At 64.7% G+C, this 18536-nt stretch carries 22 protein-coding genes and 2 pseudogenes; 13 read left to right on the top strand and 11 right to left on the bottom strand.

Annotation, left to right across the window (positions count from 1 at the left end; translation table 11 throughout):
- Positions 1–33 precede the first annotated feature (33 nt).
- Positions 34–546: a nitroreductase/quinone reductase family protein gene (locus tag ACQPYY_RS11445; protein WP_433593709.1), complete on the top strand. Its 513-nt coding sequence runs from the start codon at positions 34–36 to the stop codon at positions 544–546.
- Positions 547–575: 29 nt separating this feature from the next.
- On the opposite strand, the gene ACQPYY_RS11440 is transcribed toward ACQPYY_RS11445, so the two are convergent.
- The gene (locus ACQPYY_RS11440) at positions 576–1136 is read right to left on the bottom strand and encodes a DUF6630 family protein (RefSeq protein WP_433594621.1); all 561 of its coding nucleotides are present in this window, start codon (positions 1134–1136) and stop codon (positions 576–578) included.
- Between the two features lie 118 nt (positions 1137–1254).
- Here ACQPYY_RS11440 and ACQPYY_RS11435 point away from each other — a divergent pair, with 118 nt between their 5' ends.
- Positions 1255–1596, top strand: a complete 342-nt coding sequence (locus tag ACQPYY_RS11435) for a hypothetical protein (protein WP_433593708.1) — start codon at positions 1255–1257, stop codon at positions 1594–1596.
- 118 nt (positions 1597–1714) lie between these two features.
- Here ACQPYY_RS11435 and ACQPYY_RS11430 read toward each other — a convergent pair whose 3' ends face one another.
- Positions 1715–2692 carry a hypothetical protein gene (locus ACQPYY_RS11430; RefSeq protein WP_433593707.1) on the bottom strand — a complete coding sequence of 326 codons (978 nt, stop codon included), beginning with the start codon at positions 2690–2692 and terminating at the stop codon, positions 1715–1717.
- A gap of 356 nt (positions 2693–3048) precedes the next feature.
- Here ACQPYY_RS11430 and ACQPYY_RS11425 point away from each other — a divergent pair, with 356 nt between their 5' ends.
- From ACQPYY_RS11425 to ACQPYY_RS11415, 3 genes are all read left to right on the top strand, one after another.
- Entirely contained in the window at positions 3049–3270 is a 222-nt protein-coding gene (locus ACQPYY_RS11425; RefSeq protein WP_379096298.1) for a hypothetical protein, read from the top strand.
- A gap of 281 nt (positions 3271–3551) precedes the next feature.
- Positions 3552–4028: a hypothetical protein gene (locus tag ACQPYY_RS11420; protein WP_433593706.1), complete on the top strand. Its 477-nt coding sequence runs from the start codon at positions 3552–3554 to the stop codon at positions 4026–4028.
- Between the two features lie 665 nt (positions 4029–4693).
- Entirely contained in the window at positions 4694–4975 is a 282-nt protein-coding gene (locus ACQPYY_RS11415; RefSeq protein ID WP_379096295.1) for a hypothetical protein, read from the top strand.
- Between the two features lie 96 nt (positions 4976–5071).
- Here ACQPYY_RS11415 and ACQPYY_RS11410 read toward each other — a convergent pair whose 3' ends face one another.
- Complete coding sequence (locus ACQPYY_RS11410) at positions 5072–5374, bottom strand: hypothetical protein (protein ID WP_433593705.1); 303 nt, start codon at positions 5372–5374, stop codon at positions 5072–5074.
- A 65-nt stretch (positions 5375–5439) separates the two neighbouring features.
- The gene (locus tag ACQPYY_RS11405) at positions 5440–5727 is read right to left on the bottom strand and encodes a hypothetical protein (RefSeq protein ID WP_433593704.1); all 288 of its coding nucleotides are present in this window, start codon (positions 5725–5727) and stop codon (positions 5440–5442) included.
- 4 nt (positions 5728–5731) lie between these two features.
- On the opposite strand from ACQPYY_RS11405, the gene ACQPYY_RS11400 reads away from it, so the two are divergent.
- The 3 genes from ACQPYY_RS11400 (at position 5732) to ACQPYY_RS11390 (ending at position 8289) form a co-directional block, all read left to right on the top strand.
- Positions 5732–6370, top strand: coding sequence for a phosphatase PAP2 family protein (locus ACQPYY_RS11400; RefSeq protein ID WP_433593703.1), 639 nt, complete (start codon positions 5732–5734; stop codon positions 6368–6370).
- Between the two features lie 70 nt (positions 6371–6440).
- Positions 6441–6653, top strand: a complete 213-nt coding sequence (locus ACQPYY_RS11395; protein WP_433593702.1) for a hypothetical protein — start codon at positions 6441–6443, stop codon at positions 6651–6653.
- A 748-nt stretch (positions 6654–7401) separates the two neighbouring features.
- Positions 7402–8289 (top strand): LLM class flavin-dependent oxidoreductase, encoded by an 888-nt coding sequence (locus ACQPYY_RS11390; RefSeq protein ID WP_433593701.1) that lies wholly within the window; start codon positions 7402–7404, stop codon positions 8287–8289.
- A 110-nt stretch (positions 8290–8399) separates the two neighbouring features.
- Here ACQPYY_RS11390 and mraY read toward each other — a convergent pair whose 3' ends face one another.
- The 3 genes from mraY to ACQPYY_RS11375 all read right to left on the bottom strand — a co-directional run bounded on the left by mraY (position 8400) and on the right by ACQPYY_RS11375 (position 10877).
- A complete protein-coding gene (mraY, locus tag ACQPYY_RS11385; protein ID WP_433593700.1) occupies positions 8400–9476 on the bottom strand; it encodes a phospho-N-acetylmuramoyl-pentapeptide-transferase in 1077 nt (358 codons plus the stop codon).
- Between the two features lie 189 nt (positions 9477–9665).
- Positions 9666–10073: a VOC family protein gene (locus tag ACQPYY_RS11380; RefSeq protein ID WP_433593699.1), complete on the bottom strand. Its 408-nt coding sequence runs from the start codon at positions 10071–10073 to the stop codon at positions 9666–9668.
- Between the two features lie 57 nt (positions 10074–10130).
- Positions 10131–10877, bottom strand: coding sequence for a helix-turn-helix domain-containing protein (locus tag ACQPYY_RS11375; RefSeq protein ID WP_433593698.1), 747 nt, complete (start codon positions 10875–10877; stop codon positions 10131–10133).
- A gap of 180 nt (positions 10878–11057) precedes the next feature.
- Here ACQPYY_RS11375 and ACQPYY_RS11370 point away from each other — a divergent pair, with 180 nt between their 5' ends.
- On the top strand, positions 11058–11294 hold the full coding sequence (locus tag ACQPYY_RS11370) for a hypothetical protein (RefSeq protein WP_379096272.1): 237 nt from the start codon (positions 11058–11060) through the stop codon (positions 11292–11294).
- Positions 11295–11457: 163 nt separating this feature from the next.
- On the top strand, positions 11458–11898 hold the full coding sequence (locus ACQPYY_RS11365) for a hypothetical protein (protein ID WP_433593697.1): 441 nt from the start codon (positions 11458–11460) through the stop codon (positions 11896–11898).
- A gap of 180 nt (positions 11899–12078) precedes the next feature.
- Here ACQPYY_RS11365 and ACQPYY_RS11360 read toward each other — a convergent pair.
- Positions 12079–12219: pseudogene (locus ACQPYY_RS11360) on the bottom strand (IS701 family transposase); the annotation flags it as partial.
- Between the two features lie 275 nt (positions 12220–12494).
- Between ACQPYY_RS11360 and ACQPYY_RS11355 the strand changes: the two are divergent.
- Positions 12495–13752, top strand: a pseudogene (locus ACQPYY_RS11355) (IS256 family transposase).
- A 1108-nt stretch (positions 13753–14860) separates the two neighbouring features.
- On the opposite strand, the gene ACQPYY_RS11350 reads toward ACQPYY_RS11355, so the two are convergent.
- Positions 14861–15352, bottom strand: a complete 492-nt coding sequence (locus tag ACQPYY_RS11350; RefSeq protein WP_379096270.1) for a DUF4334 domain-containing protein — start codon at positions 15350–15352, stop codon at positions 14861–14863.
- A gap of 215 nt (positions 15353–15567) precedes the next feature.
- Positions 15568–16398, bottom strand: a complete 831-nt coding sequence (locus ACQPYY_RS11345; protein ID WP_433593696.1) for an oxidoreductase — start codon at positions 16396–16398, stop codon at positions 15568–15570.
- Between the two features lie 100 nt (positions 16399–16498).
- Here ACQPYY_RS11345 and ACQPYY_RS11340 point away from each other — a divergent pair, with 100 nt between their 5' ends.
- Positions 16499–17074 carry a TetR/AcrR family transcriptional regulator gene (locus tag ACQPYY_RS11340; RefSeq protein ID WP_433593695.1) on the top strand — a complete coding sequence of 192 codons (576 nt, stop codon included), beginning with the start codon at positions 16499–16501 and terminating at the stop codon, positions 17072–17074.
- Between the two features lie 169 nt (positions 17075–17243).
- On the opposite strand, the gene ACQPYY_RS11335 is transcribed toward ACQPYY_RS11340, so the two are convergent.
- A complete protein-coding gene (locus ACQPYY_RS11335; RefSeq protein ID WP_433593694.1) occupies positions 17244–17771 on the bottom strand; it encodes an AAA family ATPase in 528 nt (175 codons plus the stop codon).
- A 220-nt stretch (positions 17772–17991) separates the two neighbouring features.
- On the opposite strand from ACQPYY_RS11335, the gene ACQPYY_RS11330 reads away from it, so the two are divergent.
- Positions 17992–18384, top strand: a complete 393-nt coding sequence (locus ACQPYY_RS11330) for a DUF4259 domain-containing protein (RefSeq protein WP_379096259.1) — start codon at positions 17992–17994, stop codon at positions 18382–18384.
- Positions 18385–18536 lie beyond the last annotated feature (152 nt).

Raw genomic sequence — 18536 nt, 5'->3', positions numbered from 1 at the left:
TTGTGTGTCCTATATCCCCGACAGACTCGAATCATGAGCGACATCGAATCGACTGCGGGACATCCGGATCAGGCCGACATCACCGACTACGACGATCCGAACGCGCCATGGAACCAGGCATGGGACCAGGAAGGCGGCATCGCCAACTGGAACGATGATGTGATCAAGGAGTTCCGGGAGAACTCGGGCAAGGTGGGCGGCGCATACGCGGGCGGCAACCTCATCCTGCTCACCACCACCGGAGCTAAGAGCGGCAAGCGGCACACGACTCCGCTGGGACCCCTCTACCGGGACGACACCATGTACGTGAGCTCGTTCATCGAGGACAAGTACCCGGCCTGGTGGCACAACATCAAGGCGAATCCGCGGGTCACCATCGAGCTCCGAGACAAGACCTACCAGGCCACCGGCGAGGTGCTCGAAGCCGAGGACTACGACGAGTTCGCGGCCTGGGTGCTGGCCAACAACCCGCTGCTCGCGGATTTCCAGTCCAAGATCGACCGACCGATCCCCCTGGTCGTGCTGACTCTCGAGGACGAGAGCTGAGCGCTCGCGCGGCAGACTGATGAACCACCTCAGCAGACGGGCTCCACGACCATGGGCACGATCGGGGTTCCGGCAGGATCGAACAAGTCCCGACCACACGAGTTGCACTCGCCCTCACCAGGCTTCGCTTCCATCTTGGGTAGCTGCCACACGTTCATGCCACCGCACGGACAATCGATGATGTAGAGCAACTCGGGAGAAGGCCGATCCAGACCCCACGCCAGACTCGACGCCGTCGTGCGACGCATGACGCCGACACGATACGTGTCGTCGCCGGAGCGCAGTTCGCCAAGCGCCAACCCCGCACTCGCCAGGGCAGCATCCACTGCGCGCAGGATCGCGGGCACGTGTTCACCACGCTCGAGGTCAGCCCCGGCCGCTTCCCCAGCTGCGGACTCGACGGCAGCGACAACCGCGCGATCCTTCCCAAAGGCCGCCACCCGGCCCGCCACGAACTGCGCTATCTGTCCGGTCCGTTCCTCGCCGGACCAGTCGACCGGCAAGAGAACCCCCTCCTGGATCAAGGAATCCACCACATCGTCCACATCGAGTAGGAACCTCTGCTCAGCCGCCGCAAGAAAATACGCCATATCGCTCACGCCGCCAGCATATGAGCGAGCATCAGACGGCTACGCGATCTCTCGGTTACTGGGACCGCTTTTCGCGTGGGGTCGAGCAGGTCTGCCTTGCTGAGATACCAATCTCCGGTTGATCTTGGCGGAGCTCGCCGCCGAAGATGGCTTGATGCAGGGCATACGCTTCGTGCGGCGGGTGGACGGATTGACCTACGAGTTCGTCCGCGACGGGGACGCATACGGTTACCCGTCATACAAGCGAGTCGACCTCGACATACGCTGCCTGCGCCTTCCCGATTTCGGATGGGCGGTGTGCACGTCGGATGGCGCAGTGTCGAGTCGTCCGTTCGACGATGCCGGGCGGGGTGCCTTTCCGCCCGAAGGAGTCTGGGTGAGCTTCAAGGGAGATCGCTCGTTCGTTTACGACCTGGTCTACCCCACTGCTCCGGTGGCGGCGGACTCTGAAGGTACATAGGACGACGCATTCCGGGCCGCAGTGTCAGAGTCCGCCAGTGGCCGGTCCGAACAGCCTTGTCAGCGGCATGTGCGGACATCCAGATCAGCGACGCCGATCAAACACCCCTGCCAGCGCGTTACTCGCTACGAGATACCGCGCCCCGAATCTGAGGCGTGTTCGTTCTGTCGTAGTCGTCATAGATGTAGGTCGCCGAAACCACCCGGTTACTGCCGGACTCACACTTCGGATCGCGCAGACGAGTAAACGCGAACCCGTTGCCTGTGCCATCCCGAGACAGCAGCACTTCGGCTACTGGCGGACCCGACCGAAATGGCAGCTCGTCTCGGAACGAGATCGCGGTCGGCGGGGTGGTTTCGACGCTGCCCATGCCGTTACGCAGTGTGACCACGACCCCGAACCGAGTGTCGGGCATATCCTTCGGCGGATACGACTGAGTTCTCGCGTCGCCCTTGTAGACGGTCGCCCGTCCCTCGTCGGTCCAGTCCGACACTTTCCTGCCGCAATGGGGGTCGGTGACGAACCCAGCCAGGACACCGGACGGAGTGCCACTGCCCGCGATCAGCGGCGGAATCGTGACCCAGGCACTGACGAGAATGGCGACCGCCAGCACTGCTCCGCCTCGAATCGAAGCGACACGCGTCCGACCGGACCGGTTGCCATACAAGTGCAAGAAAGCTGCGGCGAACGCTACGGCAACTGCGAAACACGCAGCGCCGAAGCTCGTTTCGAGGCGTCCGGGTAGCTCCCGCTTGTAGTCGGACAAGTACAGCTCGGTTCCCACCCACTGAGCGAACAAACTGGCAACTACCCCACCCACCATGGTGCCGCCAGGCGCGAACCGGTATGGCAACAGCCCGAACATGCCAGTGACGGCCAGCAGCGGGCTGATCACCAGCAGGAACGGCCAATAGACCGCGAGGTTGGCCTCGAAGCGGTCGCCCGCTTCGAGCGCGAACCGTGGATCCACTCCCCGGCCCGAGAACAGTCCGAGCCCGATCGCCGCCCACGCGAGAGCCAGCGCGCCGACGGCAACGACCTGCAATAGGTACGCGAAACTGCTCCAGCGATTCCACGGTTTATCACGAACCAACACGCGGTCACTGTATCGACGAGTTGTGTCCGATCCGTCGACCAAGTGTGGAGAGATCGTGTGGGTCCGGTAGAGACCCAAAGTCGCAGAGCCCCAACCACTCAGAGGACCAACACAGTCCTGTCCAGCTCGCCGGACGCGCCCGAGTATTCGGGGGCGTCCGGCGAGAGGCGGGGTGGCGAACAGCCCGACCGCCATCGGAAGGGCCGCGGGTACCTCCACAAATCGCCGCCCAACCCCATGGAATTCGGGGCTCTCGGCGCACTGAATCCGCCGGATGTTTTGAAATGGAAATGATTAACTCTTCACCGACGGGGCCGAGCGGTTCGGGCCCGCGCTCGATCGAAGGGTTCACCTGCATGCGCACTTTCCTTGCGGCAGTCGGCATTGCCACCGCGCTGACCGTCGGAGCCGGGCAGGCGGTGGCCGCGCCACCGGCCTTCGCCGACGCGCCAGCCCCGGTCGCGGAGACCGGTTCCTCCAGCGGATCGGTCGGTCTCCTCAACTTCCCCCTCGCCCTCCTGGCGTGCATATTCACGCCTACCGGTTGCACCGCCAACACGGGCGGCGGCAACGTGTAGCACCGCCGGCGCGCCGCCCCGGATTCGAGTGGTCCGGGCGTCTGGCGGTGGGCCCCTCGGACGGCAACCTGTCGGTTTGTTTAGTGGGTACGCTGCGGGTCATGGTGCGCCTTCCGGCGCCACCGTACCGGCGTGCCTGTACGTGTTCGACCTGCTGAGGTTCGGCAACCGCGACCTGCGCACACTGCCCTACCTGCAGCGCCGCGAGCACCTCGAACAGCTGGGCTCACCCATGGCCCGGTCCTGCTGTCGCCGTCCTATCGCGATATCCCGTCTCGCGGATGCTGGAGGTCGCCGCCGAACACGACATCGAGGGCGTGATCGGCAAGCCCGTCGACAGCACCTACCAGGTCGGGCGGTCCCAGGCATGGCGCAAACTCCCGCTGCGCCGCTCCGCCCAGGTCGTGGTCGTCGGCCGGCTGGCCGGCCACACCAGCACCGAGGTATTCGGATCCCTGCTCATCGCCGCGCACGACGAGAACGGAGACCTGACGCTGCTCGGCGCGGTCGGCACCGGATTCAGCGACCTCACCCGCCACTCCCTGCAGCGCGAGCTGCACGCCTTGACGGTTGCCGCGCCGCCGGTCGCCGGGGAGATCCCGCGCTCGATCACGGCCACCGCGCACTGGGTCGCCCCACACCTCGTCGGCGATGTCGCCTACCGCGAACGCACCGCCACCGGCCTGCGCCACCCATCGTGGCGCGGCCTGCGCTTCGACCTCTCACCAGCGGAAGTCTCGATCCCCGAGCGCAACTGATCTCCCACAGCGTGCACCTGGCCATCGTTTTCCGAACGCGGTGGCGCGACTGCTCACCCGGTCCCGGCGGTGGCCTCAGCGTCGGTGTCGTTCGGTTCGCTCGTTCCGGGGCCAAGGTCACGACTGGTGCGGATGTGCTGGTGCCGATCAGGTGACGCCGACCGCGGGCCTGCCCTCGACGTCGCCGGCGGGGTCGGCCTCACCGCACCGAGCCAGGGGTGCGGCGGCGCGCGGTACGCGCTGCGCCGAGCCGCTGGCCCCGAGTAGCACAGGATGGGAGAGATGTCGAGGACGACATCGTCCGATGAGTATGTCGCGCCCTCGCGTTCACTCGGGAACGGCGGATCGCCGCCATATCAACGGGTCCCCGAGCGGGTCGTTCAGCTCGAGGTCGCGCCGGGCCGGGATCGGAGGTCCGATACGAAATCTCCTCCGCCGCAGTCCGATACGCGGAGCCGTAGAAAAAGCAATCGAATTCGATCATCGAATTTGGGGGGCGGAATGAAGATCAAATAGCTTTACCTCGGCAAAGTCCGCTGTTTGCCAATTGTTAACGATGATTATTCGCACAGAACCAGGGGTGGTTTTTTGGGTTTCTTCTTCATAACATTTTGGTGTGCGTCGTGATGGCGTCGTTATCTGGACTGTGAAAGGAAGCTCCCTCCATGTTCTCTCGCAAGATTGTTGCCGCCGCGACCCTCTCGGCCGCCGCCCTGTTCCTCGGCCCGGTCGCGGCGGCCTCCGCTGCCGGTTCTCCCGCCACCGGCGCGGGTGCGGCAGGCTCGTCCTCTGGTTCGGCTGACGCCGGCTCGTCCTCGGGTTCGGCAGGCTCGTCCTCCGGTTCTGCCATGCTCGACTCCGGCAGCTCGGCACTCGACAACGGCAGCCACGCCATCATCAACATCCTCAGTCTGATCAACGGCACCGCGGGCCAGTCCGGCTCCTGATTCGGGGGTGCGATGCCCGGCTCTGAGGTATCCGACGCACCCTTCAGCATAATGGTGGGCCGGGAGGGGTGCGTGACCTCCCGGCCCACCAGGTGCTCATGTCACGACCAAACCGATTGCTGTGTCGCTGATTTCGCGTAGCCGTCGGCGTGTCGCCGGATCGTCTGCCTGTGTGTGCGGATGGCTCTGTCGGGTGCCGTTGAAATACCTGCCTGTTGTCTGGGCCAGGCTTGGATCGCAGATCAGGCGGAGAGTGGCGTTTGCGCCGCCGGCGACGGTGCTGATCGGTGTGACACCGGCTTCGCGCACCATGGTCGTCGGCATGAGGGTTGCGGGTTGCAGGGCATTCACGGTGACACCGGTTCCGTCGAGTTCCTCGGCATAGTCGATGGTTGCCATGATCATCGCCAGCTTGGCGCGGCAGTAGGCGGTGTACGCGTCTCCACATACCGGGCCGGAAGGTCTCAGGCCTGGCGGAACTCCCGCTGCGGCGCGCGACCGAAGCGGTCGTCGTCGGCTGGCTGCCCAGCCACGCCGGCGGCGAGGTGTTCGGATCCCTGCTCATCGCCGCCCACGACCAAGACGGGCAGCTGGTGCTCCTCGGCGCGGTCGGGACCGGGTTCACCACACGCCGCTGGCCATCGTTTTCCGAACGGCGAACTCTCAGGGTTGGCCGGATCCTCGTGTGGCATGGTCACGACCATGACGACGCGTGCGGGTTGGTGGCCACGACCGGGATTGGTATCGATCACTGTGATGATCGTGCTGGCGGCGTGGGTCGCCGCGATCGGGGAGCTGACCGACAATGTCGTCGATCGCGACGGGTTGACCCGTATCGACCCGGGCTGGCTGGGCTGGGTTATTGCCCACCGGGCACCGGACCTCACCGCGATCGCGCGGCTGCTCAGCGACGCCGGCGACACGATGTCCATGCTCGCGGTCGCGCTCACCGCCAGTGCGGTGCTGGCGTGGCGGCGGCGGTGGAACGAAGTCGCCACGGTGATCGTCGCGACAGCGGGCGCCGGCGCACTGGTCCTCATCGGCAAGCATGTGGTGGGCCGATCGCGTCCACCGGTGGTCGATCACCTGGTCACCGAGACCAACCAATCCTTCCCGTCGGGCCACAGCCTGAGCTCGCTCGTCGTGCTCGGCGCGGTCGTCGCCATCGCGGTCACCCATCTGCGGGTCCGGGCGCTGCGAATGGTCCTGGTCGCCCTCACGGCAGGCTTGATCGCCGCGATCGGATGGTCGCGGCTGTACCTGGGCGTGCACTGGCCCACCGACATCCTCGCGGGCTGGCTCGTCGGCGGCCTCTGGCTCACCGCCTGCCTGATGACAGCGCGTCGAATCCGACACGGCCACACCGACTCGCCGCTGCAGACCACCCCGGCGTAGGCGATCAGGGGCAGGTGCCGAACTCGCCGCCGCGAGCCCGACGGCCGATGCGTCCACTACGACCTGGGCGGTGGCCGAGCAGTGCACCGAGATGGAAGTCACCATCGGCAAGAACGCTGATTCCCTCTCCTCCGCAGGTACCGGGAGGTTCGTCGTCCTCGGCGATGACCGCCAGCTCATCAGCGAGGAGGTGATGGCAGCTGATCCTCCCCCGACCAATTCGCGTCGACATCTCAGCCGCTCCGGATCGACCCGTAAGCGGCATGAGCGGATGGTTCCGTAGCGCCTGAATTGCCTGCGTCAGCGACCAGATCGAATGGAGTGCAACCGTGTACGCACGGCATTTCTTCAGAGGCTGACCCGCTCAGCCCGCCCCACGGCGTCAGCTCGCACTGAAGCTGTCCCCTGCGGAGATGCCGCCCCTCGTGGACTCGGGGAGGGGTCCGCTTCTGTATTCCTCGAGATACGTGATGCGCCACTGTTGCCAATCCAGATACTTGTCACCGGCCTTTTCCCGGTAGCGCCGATACTGGTACCGCTTTGTCCTTACCAGGGACTTCCGCGCGTCGCGGGCGGCTTGACGAGCTGCCCGCTCGCCCCGTTTGCGTTCCGCGTCTGTGAGTTCCACCGGCGGATCGGCGAAGACTCTCGATCGCATCCAGCGCATAGTGGGCCATCCTCGGTTCGAGATGCTGGGAGTGTCTGCCCAACGACCAACTCGATGGTAGCGATCAAGGAAATCAGACGCTATCGGTCAATCGCCCTAATCATGTTGTGGGGCAATGCGGAACGCAGGAAGGGGCCCGTGGCGGCCGATCAAGGGCGGAAGCCGTTGCGACTGATGACGGCGACGGCATTTCGGGGATCGGCACAGCGTCGATCGATCTTCGAAGCCGGAGTCATCCACACCCTCAACTCGGCATGAGCGCGCGCTGTCGGGGGCCCGAGTGGCGCTCAGCCGGTTGGTGGGTATCCCCCGTCTGAATTGGGATCGCGTGACGGGAGCCGGGTGACTCTGAGAGGGTCAGCACATGAAGATCGGTGTTGCACTTCCGCAGATGGCTCCCGGGTACGGACCGGGTACGACGGTCGACTGGGCGCGGCGAATCGACGCGGGCCCGTTCTCGAGCGTCTCGGTGGGCGAGCGGGTGACGTTTTCGAATCCGGAGATGGTCGCGACGCTGGGCGCCTGCGCGGCGGTGACAGAGCGGGTGCAGGTCTTGGCGAACCTCTGGGTGCTTCCACAGCATCCGGTGGCGATGGTCGCCCAGCAGATCGGCACGCTCGACCAACTCGCGAACGGCCGCCTCGAGGTAGCGGTCGGCGTCGGCGGTCGCGAACACGACTACCGCGCTCTCGGCGCTGATTTCACGAGACGGCACCAGCAGCTCGATGACAAGGTCGCCGAGCTGAAAGCACTGCTCGACGGCAAGCCACCGTTCGAGGGTGCCGACCCGGTCGGGCCGGCGTGCGTGCAGCCGGGTGGACCGATCATCCTCGCCGGTGCGATGGGTCCGAAGGCGATGCGCCGGGCGGCGCGGTGGGCCGATGGCATCTCCGGTTTCAGCATCCCGGGCAACGCCGACGAGATCGCCGCGGCGGGCGAGCTCGCCGACCGTTGCTGGGCCGAGGCCGGTCGTGCGACGACCCCGCGCAAGGTGAGTGGCTGCTTCACGGCCCTGGGCGTCACCGACGCATCAGAAGCGTTGCGCTCCTTCACCGCTCGCTACCTCGGCTTCCTCGGACCCAAGCTGGCCGAGGTGATCGCCACCTCGGCGCGTGCATCGAGTCCGGAGGTGCTCGCCGACATTCTCGACGGCGCGGAGCAGGCCGGGTGCGACGAGTTCATCCTGGTCCCGGCCGTCACCGACCTGAACTTCCTCGAGGTGGCGACCGAGGTGGTGGCCGCACGGTCCTGACGCTCATACGCAACTCGGTGTGGGCTCAGGCGGACGTTCCGCACCGCACCGGGTTCCGGCGGTCCGCTGGCCGGTTCGGTCAGCGCGACCAGCGGCAGACGAGTGCGCGGTCAGCCCGTGACGGAGAGGTGCTCGCCGTAGAACAGCATCAAACCGGCGGCCGCGGACAGTCCGGCGAGAAGCCAGAAGCGGATGGAGACGGTGGTTTCGGGCCAGCTGCTGAGCTCGAAGTGGTGATGCATCGGCGCGATGCGAAACAGTCGTCGACCGGTTCTTCGGAACACCACGATCTGCAACAGGACCGAGAGGATCTCGGCGCAGAACAAAGCGCCGATGACCACCATCAGCAGTTCGGTACGGGTCGTGATCGACAGCCCCGCGAGCAGTCCTCCCAAAGCGAGAGATCCGGTGTCGCCCATAAAGATCTTCGCCGGCGCCGCGTTCCACCACAGGAAGCCCACGCACGCCGCTGCCGTCGCGGCGCAGATGAGCGCCAGGTCCAGCGGGTCGCGCACTGCGTAGCAGCCTGCGCCGGGGCGAGTGGTGCAGGCATTGAGGTACTGCCAGAACGTAATCAACACGTAGGCGCCCAAGGTCAGGGCCATGGATCCTGCGGCCAGCCCGTCGAGCCCGTCGGTGATGTTCACCGCGTTCGACCAGGCGACGACCAGGAAGCAGGCCCACAGTACGAACAGCGCAGGCACGAGCGACAGCCAGCCCACATCACGCATGATCGAGATGTGCCGGCTGGCCGGAGTCAGCCCGGTGCTGTCGGGGAATCGCAGGGCGAGGATGCCGAAAACGATTGCGGCACCGAATTGGCCGACGTATTTGCCCTTCGCGGTGAGCCCGAGGTTGCGCCGCTTGTAGAGCTTGATGAAGTCGTCGAGGAACCCGACCAGCCCCATCGCCGTGGCCAATCCGAGCACCAGCAACCCTGAGGCCGTCACGCCCGGCGCGTCGTAGCGCAGCCCGATCAGATGCGATCCCAGATAACCGGCCCACATGCCGGCGACGATGGCGATGCCGCCCATGGTCGGCGTGCCGCGCTTCGACTGGTGGCTCGAAGGGCCTTCCTGCCGAATCTCCTGGCCCATCTTCGCTCGGGTGAACCAGCGAACCAGCAACGGCGTCAAGGTGATCGACACCGCCAAGGCAATCGCCACCGCAAACAGGATCTGTCTCATCCGCCCCCACCGATCCGCTACCGGGCCCTACGACCCGGCAAATCCGATACGAACACAAACGGTATGGATGGTAGCGAGGAAGAGGGGATGAGCGCACAGTCACTCAGCGGCACCCACGCCGCGATCCGCGCCCGGGGACCTTCTACGGCCGAGGGCTTCGCGCCCGACGACGCCCTCCGGCCGGTGTAGTCAGCGCGCGTCGCCGTCCTCGCCCGCGTTGTAGGCCAGCAGCTCCCAGCAGTGGCCGTCCGGGTCGTCGATCGCCCGGTTGTACAGCCAGCCCAGGTCCTGGGCCTCTCGTGGTTCGGTGGCACCCGCGGCCAGCGCCGCATCGGCCAGGCGGTCCACTTCCTCACGCGATCCGGCAGCCAGCGCGTTGATCACTTCGATCGGACCATCGGCCGTGTCGCGCTTGGTGAAGGTCGCGAACGTCTCGCGCGTCATCAGCTGCACCACGACCGCGTCGGCGAAGACCACCTGGGCGGAGGTGTCCCCGGTGAAGTCCGGATTGATCGTGCCTCCCATCGCCGTGTACACCTTCGTGCTCGCGTCCAGGTCGGTGACCGGCAGGTTGACGTAGATCTGCGTGAGTGCCATGACGTGCCTCTCCAAGGATTTTCGGTGTGCCGGGCGTTCCCGGCGACACCACAAAACCTAGGGGCGTACCTCGACCTCGGTCTTGTACAGAAGCGACAGCATCTCCTCACCATCGGCGTGCTGCAACTGGGATGCCGTGCGGCCGATGAACCGGGTCATCGAGCGCGCGAGGTGCGGCTGGTCGTGGTAGCCCGTCCGCTGCACCACCTCGATCGCCGGGATCCCCTGCTGCAGCAGCAGTACGGCCTGTCTGGCCCGTTCGATCTGCCGGATCGCGCCCTGCGTCAGCCCGGTCGCCGCAGCCACTCGCCGCTGCACCGACCGAGGAGTGACCAAAGTTGTGGTCTCACCGCGAAGTACATCGGTGACCAGCGGATCGCGCACCAGCAGCCCAGCGCGAACCAGGCGGTCCGCAAAGACTTCCGCGTTGTCGTAGGCAGGGATCTCCCACTCCTCGCCCTGCAACACGAACGAGCGCGACGTGGTGTGCGCACTCGACACCGCGGTGTCGACCAGCGCCGACACCGGCATCGGCGCCAGGAACGCACCATGCCGAAAGATGATCCCGAGCGTTTCGCCCGTACTAGGCCCCAGCTCCAGCACCGTAGGACCGGTCTCCGGGCCGCGGACTGAAACGTGCGTCTCCCCACGGTCACGCCAGACGACGAGCTCCCAGTTCGAATTCGCCACCGACCGCATTCGCCCCGCTACCGTCCCAGCAGCCGACCCGGCCAGATAGACCCGCTCGACATAGGGAGAATCGGACAGGCGCTGCTCGACGCCACCGGCCAGCTCGACGCTCACGACCAGAAAACTAACACCGGCGGCCGTCCGCTGCTGCGCGAGGCTTCGCTCCCAGCCACAAGAATGTGGCGGGATGGGTCAGCACTGCATTCATGGAGTATCTGCCTGAACGGTGCGCCGCCGTAGTATTGGTCCCAGTTACCACGGCGTGGCCGAACAAGCGAACGGCGGAGGCGAAGTATGACCGACGAGGAGATCGTCGTCTCGTTCGCCCTGACCAGACTGGATAACGCGAACAACGAACTCGATCTGGAAGACGTTGCCGCCCTGGTAGTACGCCGCCTAACCCCCGATCAGATGCTCGACCTCGCCACCCGCAACCTCGCTGCACGAAATGAGCTACGGGGAGCATTGTTCGAGTCCGCGGTCGAGCACGTGCTCAGGATCGTCCTGACGGCCCGAGGGCCTGTCGACTAACGAATCGACGCAACAGCAGAGGGCCGTGAACGCCCACTCCCGGTTCAGCACGTAGGACAGCACGACGGCTCTGTGGACTTCGATGGCTTTTAGTACTGCAACGGCACTCGCGTGCAGTGCCAGAGCTGGGGAGGCATCCGGGGGAGTTTGCTTTGATCTGTGCATGGTGTTGCGCATGGATGGGGATTGGCACGTGGGTGACGACGCTGCTGACTTGGATGGGTTTCTCCGTGAGATCGGTGCGGATGGTTATCCCGTCGACGAGGTCCGACGCTCGGTGTGTTGTGAATGCGGAGGCGGGGTGTTCGGCGTGACTGGTGACCCGGAGGAGGGCACGATGCGTCGTGAGTGCCGGGGCTGTGGTGCCGAGCACTTCGTCGCCGGTTCCGGAGAGTACTGGTCCGATATCAACACCCAGATCCAGGTGTGCGTATGTGAGGAGGAGGACTTCAACATCGCGGTCGGATTCTCGCTGTATTCGGAAAGCGTTGGGGGCATTCGTTCTCTGGCGACCGCGGAGCGGTGTGTGGCATGCGGCAAGATCGGAACGTTCATGAGCTGGATGGTTCGCGGTGGAAATATGCACCCGCTAGACCTCGCCTGACTATTGGTGCGGCGATCGTGCTCACCTGAGCGGGTGTCCTCGCTGTCGGTAGTGGCTGACGCGGGCGGAGTTGTCGGCGACGCCGCCAGCGTCACCAGGCCCAGATGTGTTCGGCAGCATGTACCGGGGTGAGTATGAACGAGATGAGCAGGCGGCGGATCTCCGGTAACGTGAGTGCGATCATGTCGTCATCGAGGTCGCCGGTTCCCCTTTTGCGGCATGGTTTTTCGTGGCAGCGAGCCAGGCCAGGGCGAGCATCGACAAGGTGATGTGGGCATACCAGGCGCGCCATTTGCGGACCTGGTAGTGGTCAAGCCCGGCTCGCCCTTATCCCGTCCGGAACGCTCTCACCAGCGCGTTCGGCCAGCGTCCACCCGATCCTCGCCAAGAACGAATCCAGTTCCGCCACCGCACGATCCAACACCACTCGACAGGTCTACCAGCAACGAACCACGCGAGTGCCGTTGCAGTATTAGGCGATTACATCGGGATCCCTACATGCGTGTAGCCACCTCCCCGGGAGTGTCGGGATAACGGAGGATCCTGATCTCGGTCCGATTGGCCGAACCTGATGGTTCGGCAGGAAGGACCGACGAATGTCGGAGACACTGGCCGCCGTGACCAACGACGCGGTGGACACCAAGAAACTGGCCGAACAGCTTCTGTCCCAGGCCAAGGAGCAGGGCATCGACCTGGTCGGGCCGGGCGGGTTGTTGAACCAGCTGACCAAGACCGTTCTGGAAGCTGCTCTGGAAGCGGAGATGACCGAGCATGTCGGCTACGAGAAACATGACCCGGCTGGTCGCGGAACGGGCAACTCCCGCAATGGGACTCGCGGAAAGACGGTGATCACCGAGATCGGCCCGGTCGAGATCGGCGTGCCGCGGGACACGAGTTCCTCGTTCGAACCCAAGATCGTGAAGAAACGGCAGCGGCGGCTGTCGGGGGTGGACGAGATCGTGTTGTCGTTGACCGCGAAAGGCCTGACCACAGGCGAGATTTCGGCGCATTTCGCCGAGATCTACGGCACCTCGGTGTCGAAGGACACGATCTCGACGATCACCGATAAGGTGGTCGCGGAGATGGTGGATTGGTGCAATCGGCCGCGTCTATCCGGTGCTGTTCATCGATGCCATCCACGTGAAGATCCGGGACGGTCAGGTGGCCAACCGCCCGATCTATGTGGTCATCGGCGTCACCACCGCCGGCGAACGCGACATCCTCGGGCTCTGGGCCGGTGACGGCGGTGAAGGCGCCAAATTCTGGCTGCAGGTGCTGACCGAACTCAAGAACCGCGGCGTCGCCGATGTCTGTATCGCCGTCTGCGACGGGCTCAAAGGGCTGCCGGAGGCGATCAACACCGTCTGGGCGCAAACGATCGTGCAGACGTGTGTGATCCACCTGCTGCGCAACAGTTTCCGCTACGCAGGTCGTCAACACTGGGCCGAGATGAGCCGCGACCTCAAACCCGTCTACACCGCGGCGACCGAGGCCGCGGCCCGCGAACGGTTCGGCGATTTCGCCACGAAATGGGGTGGTCGCTACCCGGCGATCGTGAAGCTCTGGAACAACGCCTGGACCGAGTTCGTCCCGTTCCTGGACTACGACGTGGAGATCAGACGAATCATCTGTTCCACCAACGCGATTGAATCGTTGAACGCCCGCTACCGGCGCGCGATCCGCGCCCGCGGGCACTTCCCGTCCGAGCAGTCGGCGTTGAAATGCCTGTATCTGGTGACTCGTTCCCTGGACCCGACCGGGCAGGGCCGGGCACGATGGGCGATGCGGTGGAAACCGGCCCTCAACGCGTTCGCCATCACCTTCGAAGGCCGGATCCACCCGACCGGGCACTAACCCACACCGAGGTCGGATCCACCGTTAATCCGAAACTCCCACCTCCCCAGAGCTTCGGCCTTATGTGTTGGAAGCCCAGAGGGGGAGGTGGCTACAGCTGTGCGTTGCGAGGGAAGCAAGGGAGAGAAGTTCACCCCCGCAACGCCGGTTGCCTACCTGATGTAGTTGGCGTTCGCGACATTACACACGGCGATAGCAAATGTATAGCTAATATTGACTGCAATCTGCGGTAACTCGACAAGAGAAAGTTGTTGCAGCGCTCCGCGTTCGGATCCGGGCCGGCCAACGATTGCCCAATGTGGCAGAACCGGGCTTCGGGTGAGCAGGCGGGTTCGCGAATAGGATCGGTGTGTGGAGTTCGAGGCGGTCTACTCGGTTACCTATCGGGCGGTTGACGACGGCAGCGATGACCCGGACAACCCCTATGCCGGTGTGCGATTCGTCAGGGAGGGCGAGCCGCTCGCGCATGCTGCGGAACCGCCCGGGCGCGTCCCCGTTTGCGGAGCGACCACAAGGTTCATCGTTCCGGGTTTGCCCTGGTCGGATCCTGTTTGGCGTGAGTACCGACGTTGCCGGAATGTGAGGTGTTGCGCCCGTTGTAGCGGGTGTTCGTGTCTGACCATGATGGCTAGCAACCCTTATCGGTAGACCGCCCGCCGACACGTCGATCTCCGAGTACCCCGGGTCGTTGGACCGGCCCGCTCATCGGTTAGTCGCGGATGTTCCACCCGCCTCGGATCCACACGGCCAGTTGATTTTCCGATGCCGGCGCCGGCCGGTTCGGTCAGCGGGTATGCGGCGTGACAGGGCATTCGAACGTCGTCGCCGAGTGGCACATCCTGGAGGGGTTCTGTCGGTTTTCACCTCCACCATGTGCCACTCGGAATCCGGCAGTGGTGGATGTTCCGTCGGCCTTGGATCGGCATGTCCCAGTTGATCTTCGGATGATTCGCGCTGACGTTCTGCACCGCACCGGATCCGGCCGTCAGCGCCCTGCGCTGGCCGGTTCGGTCGGCGCGATATGCGGCATTATGGTGCGTTGCTGAAGTGTGGCATGGACCGTACGGTGCCGGCCAGGCCGGTGGCACCAAACTTATGAGATAAGTACCTAGAGCCGCTCGAGATAGAAATATGCGTACCGGCCGTTGTCGAGGGCGTTCTTGCCGTCCATGATGCCCATCACGGCGTCGTCGTCGATCTTCTTGAAATGGTCGTGAACGGGCTGCGCGTCGAACACCATCGTCGCGGTGACCTCGCCACGGAACTCCTCCATCCAGAGGCTGCCTTCGCCGTTCTCGGTGTTCGAATACTTGTTGCCGTCGGCGTCGACACAGATCAGAGGCTGCACGTCGGTGGCCGAATTGAAGGTCTTGCCGAACCAGTTGATCTGGGCCAGCGTTCCGTTTTCGCGATGGCCGGTGTCGAACTCGCCACCCTCCCATTCACCGATCATGAAGTCGACGGTCGCGGGCTCCAGCGTGGCCCAGAACTCGTCGAGGTCGGCGTCGGGGATGAGGAAACGCCGTGGTCCGGTCACCAGACGCTGTCCGGCGCGCTCCTTGAGCTCGGAGAATTTCTTGCGGGCCGGATCGTCGCTCACGGTGCTCTCCCATCCAACGGCGGAGGCTCGAATTCACGATACCGCCAGGCACCGGAGCAATCTACTGGCGAACTCATGGCCTGGCCGAAGCGAAGTCGGGCATGCGGCGTTGTCATTGACGCCGGTTCAACCTGCTGTGACGAGCCCGCGCGCTCGCAACAATCCTCATCAGATGGCACATCCAGTACGTGTATTTGCTGCCCGTCACGGAACGGTCAGTTGCGGATTCCGGTGGCGCGTTTGATGATCGCGTCGAAGGCGCGGTCGGGCAGAAGCCATTTCGCGAAGATCAGCGGGCGGGCGCCGAAGCCGACGGTGTAGCGGGTCTTGGGGCGGCGGGCAGTGACGGCCTTGCCGATCGCGTCGGCGATCACCTGGGGCGGAGAGTTGCGCCTGGCGTTGGCTTCCGAACTCAATAAGGTGGCTACGGCCTGGGCCTGGGAGGCGTACGCGGTGTCGCCGGAGACCTTGCGCAGGTTATTGGCGGCGATGCCGCCCCATTCGGTGGCGATGCCGCCGGGCTCGATCACCACGACGTTCACCCCGAATGGCCGCGCTTCCAGGCGCAGGCAGTCACTGAGTCCTTCGAGGGCGAACTTGGTGCCGTGGTACCAGCCACCGAGCGGGGTGTAGATCTTGCCTCCCATGGAGGTGATGTTCACGATCGTGCCGGAACGCTGTTCGCGCATGTGCGGCAACACCAGCTGTGCCAGCCGCGCCGCGCCGAAGACATTGACCTCGAACTGATAGCGGGCCTCATCGAGAGGCACGTCCTCGATGGCGCCGTAGGAGCCGTACCCGGCGTTGTTGACCAACACGTCGATACGCCCGGTCTCGCCGATGATCCGTGCGATACCCGCGGTCATCGACGCGTCGTCGGTGACGTCCATGGCCAGCGGGCGGATGGCGTGGTCGGCGAGTTTCCGCAGGCGGTCGACGCGCCGTGCCGCACCGTGGACGGTGAAGCCGAGGTCGGCCAGTGTGCGGGCGGTAGCTTCGCCGATGCCGGAAGAGGCTCCGGTGACGAGAGCGGTCTTGGTGGTCATGCTGCCTCCCAACAGTAAGATGAACTGCGGTTCATGTTCTATGATGAACCTCGGTTCACGTTATTGGCAAGTACCGATCGACCACGGTGAGAGACATTTCATGACCCAGCCGAGAACCCCACGCTCCGACGCGGTCCGCAACCGGACCAAGATCCTGGCCGCCGCCCGCGAACAGATCACCGCTCACGGCACCGAAGCGGGCATGGACCAGATCGCCGCGGCGGCAGGGGTCGCCGTCGGCACTGTGTACCGGCACTTCCCGACGAAGACCGATCTGGTCGCGGCCGTGGTCATCGAGTACGTCACCCATGTCGCCGATGACGCAGAGGCCGCTTGTGCGCGTGTGGAATCCGGAGCGCGCGCACTGGATGAGATCACCGGATTCCTGGCTGGAGTCGTCGAGTTGACCGCCACCAACCAAGCCGCCAAAGCCGCCGCACAAGCCCTGGGCGCGGACCCCGCCGCCAAGGCTGAGGAAGACCGCGCCACCACCGCGCTGGCAACTCTCATCGAAGCAGGCCAGGCAGCGGGCGACATCCACCCCGACGTGACGGTCGGCGACATCTATCTACTGTTCTCCGCCGCCCCGACCGGCCAACCGCATACCACCCGCGCTCGATGGCTCACCCTCGTCCTGCCCGGTCTGACGACCCATGCCCGGACCAGCAAACCCTGACACGCCCACACGGAGTAGGACACGCCAAACTTGGTGCGGTCTCGAGCGGTCATCGCAACACTGGGCCTAACCCATTGTTGCGCTAACCCATTGAGACCACAGGCAGACTTTCGTGTTTCGCTGTGGGCCAACGGAGTTGCCGCGCCACCATCGACTCGCGCGACCTGGGTTACCGGATCATGGCGCCGATTGTTTCGACTCGATCCGCCAGGGGGACGCTCAACTCGATCACCGGAATGTCGGCGAGGAGGTGCAGCGGGTCGGTGTAGGCCAACTCCAGGAGCGTGTCGTTGACCGTGCGGCGCAGACCGAGCATCTCCGGCGGGGGCAGGAGTCGTTCGGTTTCGGGGGTGATGGGCACCAGGACCAGGAGATCCAGTGTGGCCAAGGCATTGTGGACCGCAGAGGCACTAACGGCGGACTCGATGTCGAGGCCGGTCGCCGACAGATAGGCCAGGAAGTCCACAGGGGTTCGGTCGAAGACGGATCCGGCCGGCTCGCTGGTCAGCAGTTGGATCGAACGGGTCAGCTGGGCTCGATAGTCGGCGCGCGAAGGCGGGTATTCGAAGTCGTAGCCCTCTTCCTCGAGGAGGACATACGGTTCGTCGATCGGCGTGAGTTCGTCGAAGCGGGAACACAGTTCATGAACCAGTGTCGTCTTGCCGGTTCCATGCGGTCCCGATACCCCGATACGCATTCGACTCCTTCGATTCGATGTTGTACCGACATCGAACCAGCACGACCGGCTGATCTGGCGGCTGCGTCACGCCAGCCGGTCAGGTCAGCGCGACCAGCATCGGCGGGCGAGCCGCCGGCGCGGGACGAGAATCCTTCTACACGCCAGAATCGACGTGCTTCGGGGCATGGGGATGTTGCTAGGCTGGGCTCGCCAAAAGTATTCGGGCGGAGAGGTTGTCATGGGTGTCTGGGGTCCGGGGAATTTCGACAGCGATACCGCCGCGGACGGGCTCGGGGAGCTGACCGACCACATCATCGGCAATATCGCCGAGCAATTCCAGGATCCCTCTGACGACACGGCATTGGAGCCCGATGAGTGGGGCGGGGACATGGTTCCCGCCTGGCTGGAGATCCTCATCGGGATTGTCGAGCCCGCGCGAGTCGGTGCGAGCTTCCCCTCGGTGGCGGTGCTCGGCGAGTGGCGCGAACGGTATCTGCGGGCGTGGGACGAGAATATCGACGACCTCGGCCCCGACGATGACTTCAAGACGCAACGGCGCGCGGTACTCAGCGAAACATTCGACCGAGCCATAGCGTTGGCTACGACTCGTGAGGAAGACCAACGCATCTAGAGGCCTTCTTGATCCGAGAATATGGTCGATCCGAATGATGTACGACCCCAACTGAAACTCGCCCCCTCTCCGCGTTACGCCGCAGACGAAGCCACTGCACACAAATGTAGGCTGACGCGCCCCTGAACCATCCCGCTCGAATTCCGAGGGCT

The sequence above is a fragment of the Nocardia sp. CA-145437 genome (genome assembly GCF_050956485.1).
Lineage (GTDB): Bacteria > Actinomycetota > Actinomycetes > Mycobacteriales > Mycobacteriaceae > Nocardia.
The sequence above is the reverse complement of the archived record's forward strand: the minus strand, read 5'-3'. Positions and strand labels throughout refer to the sequence as shown.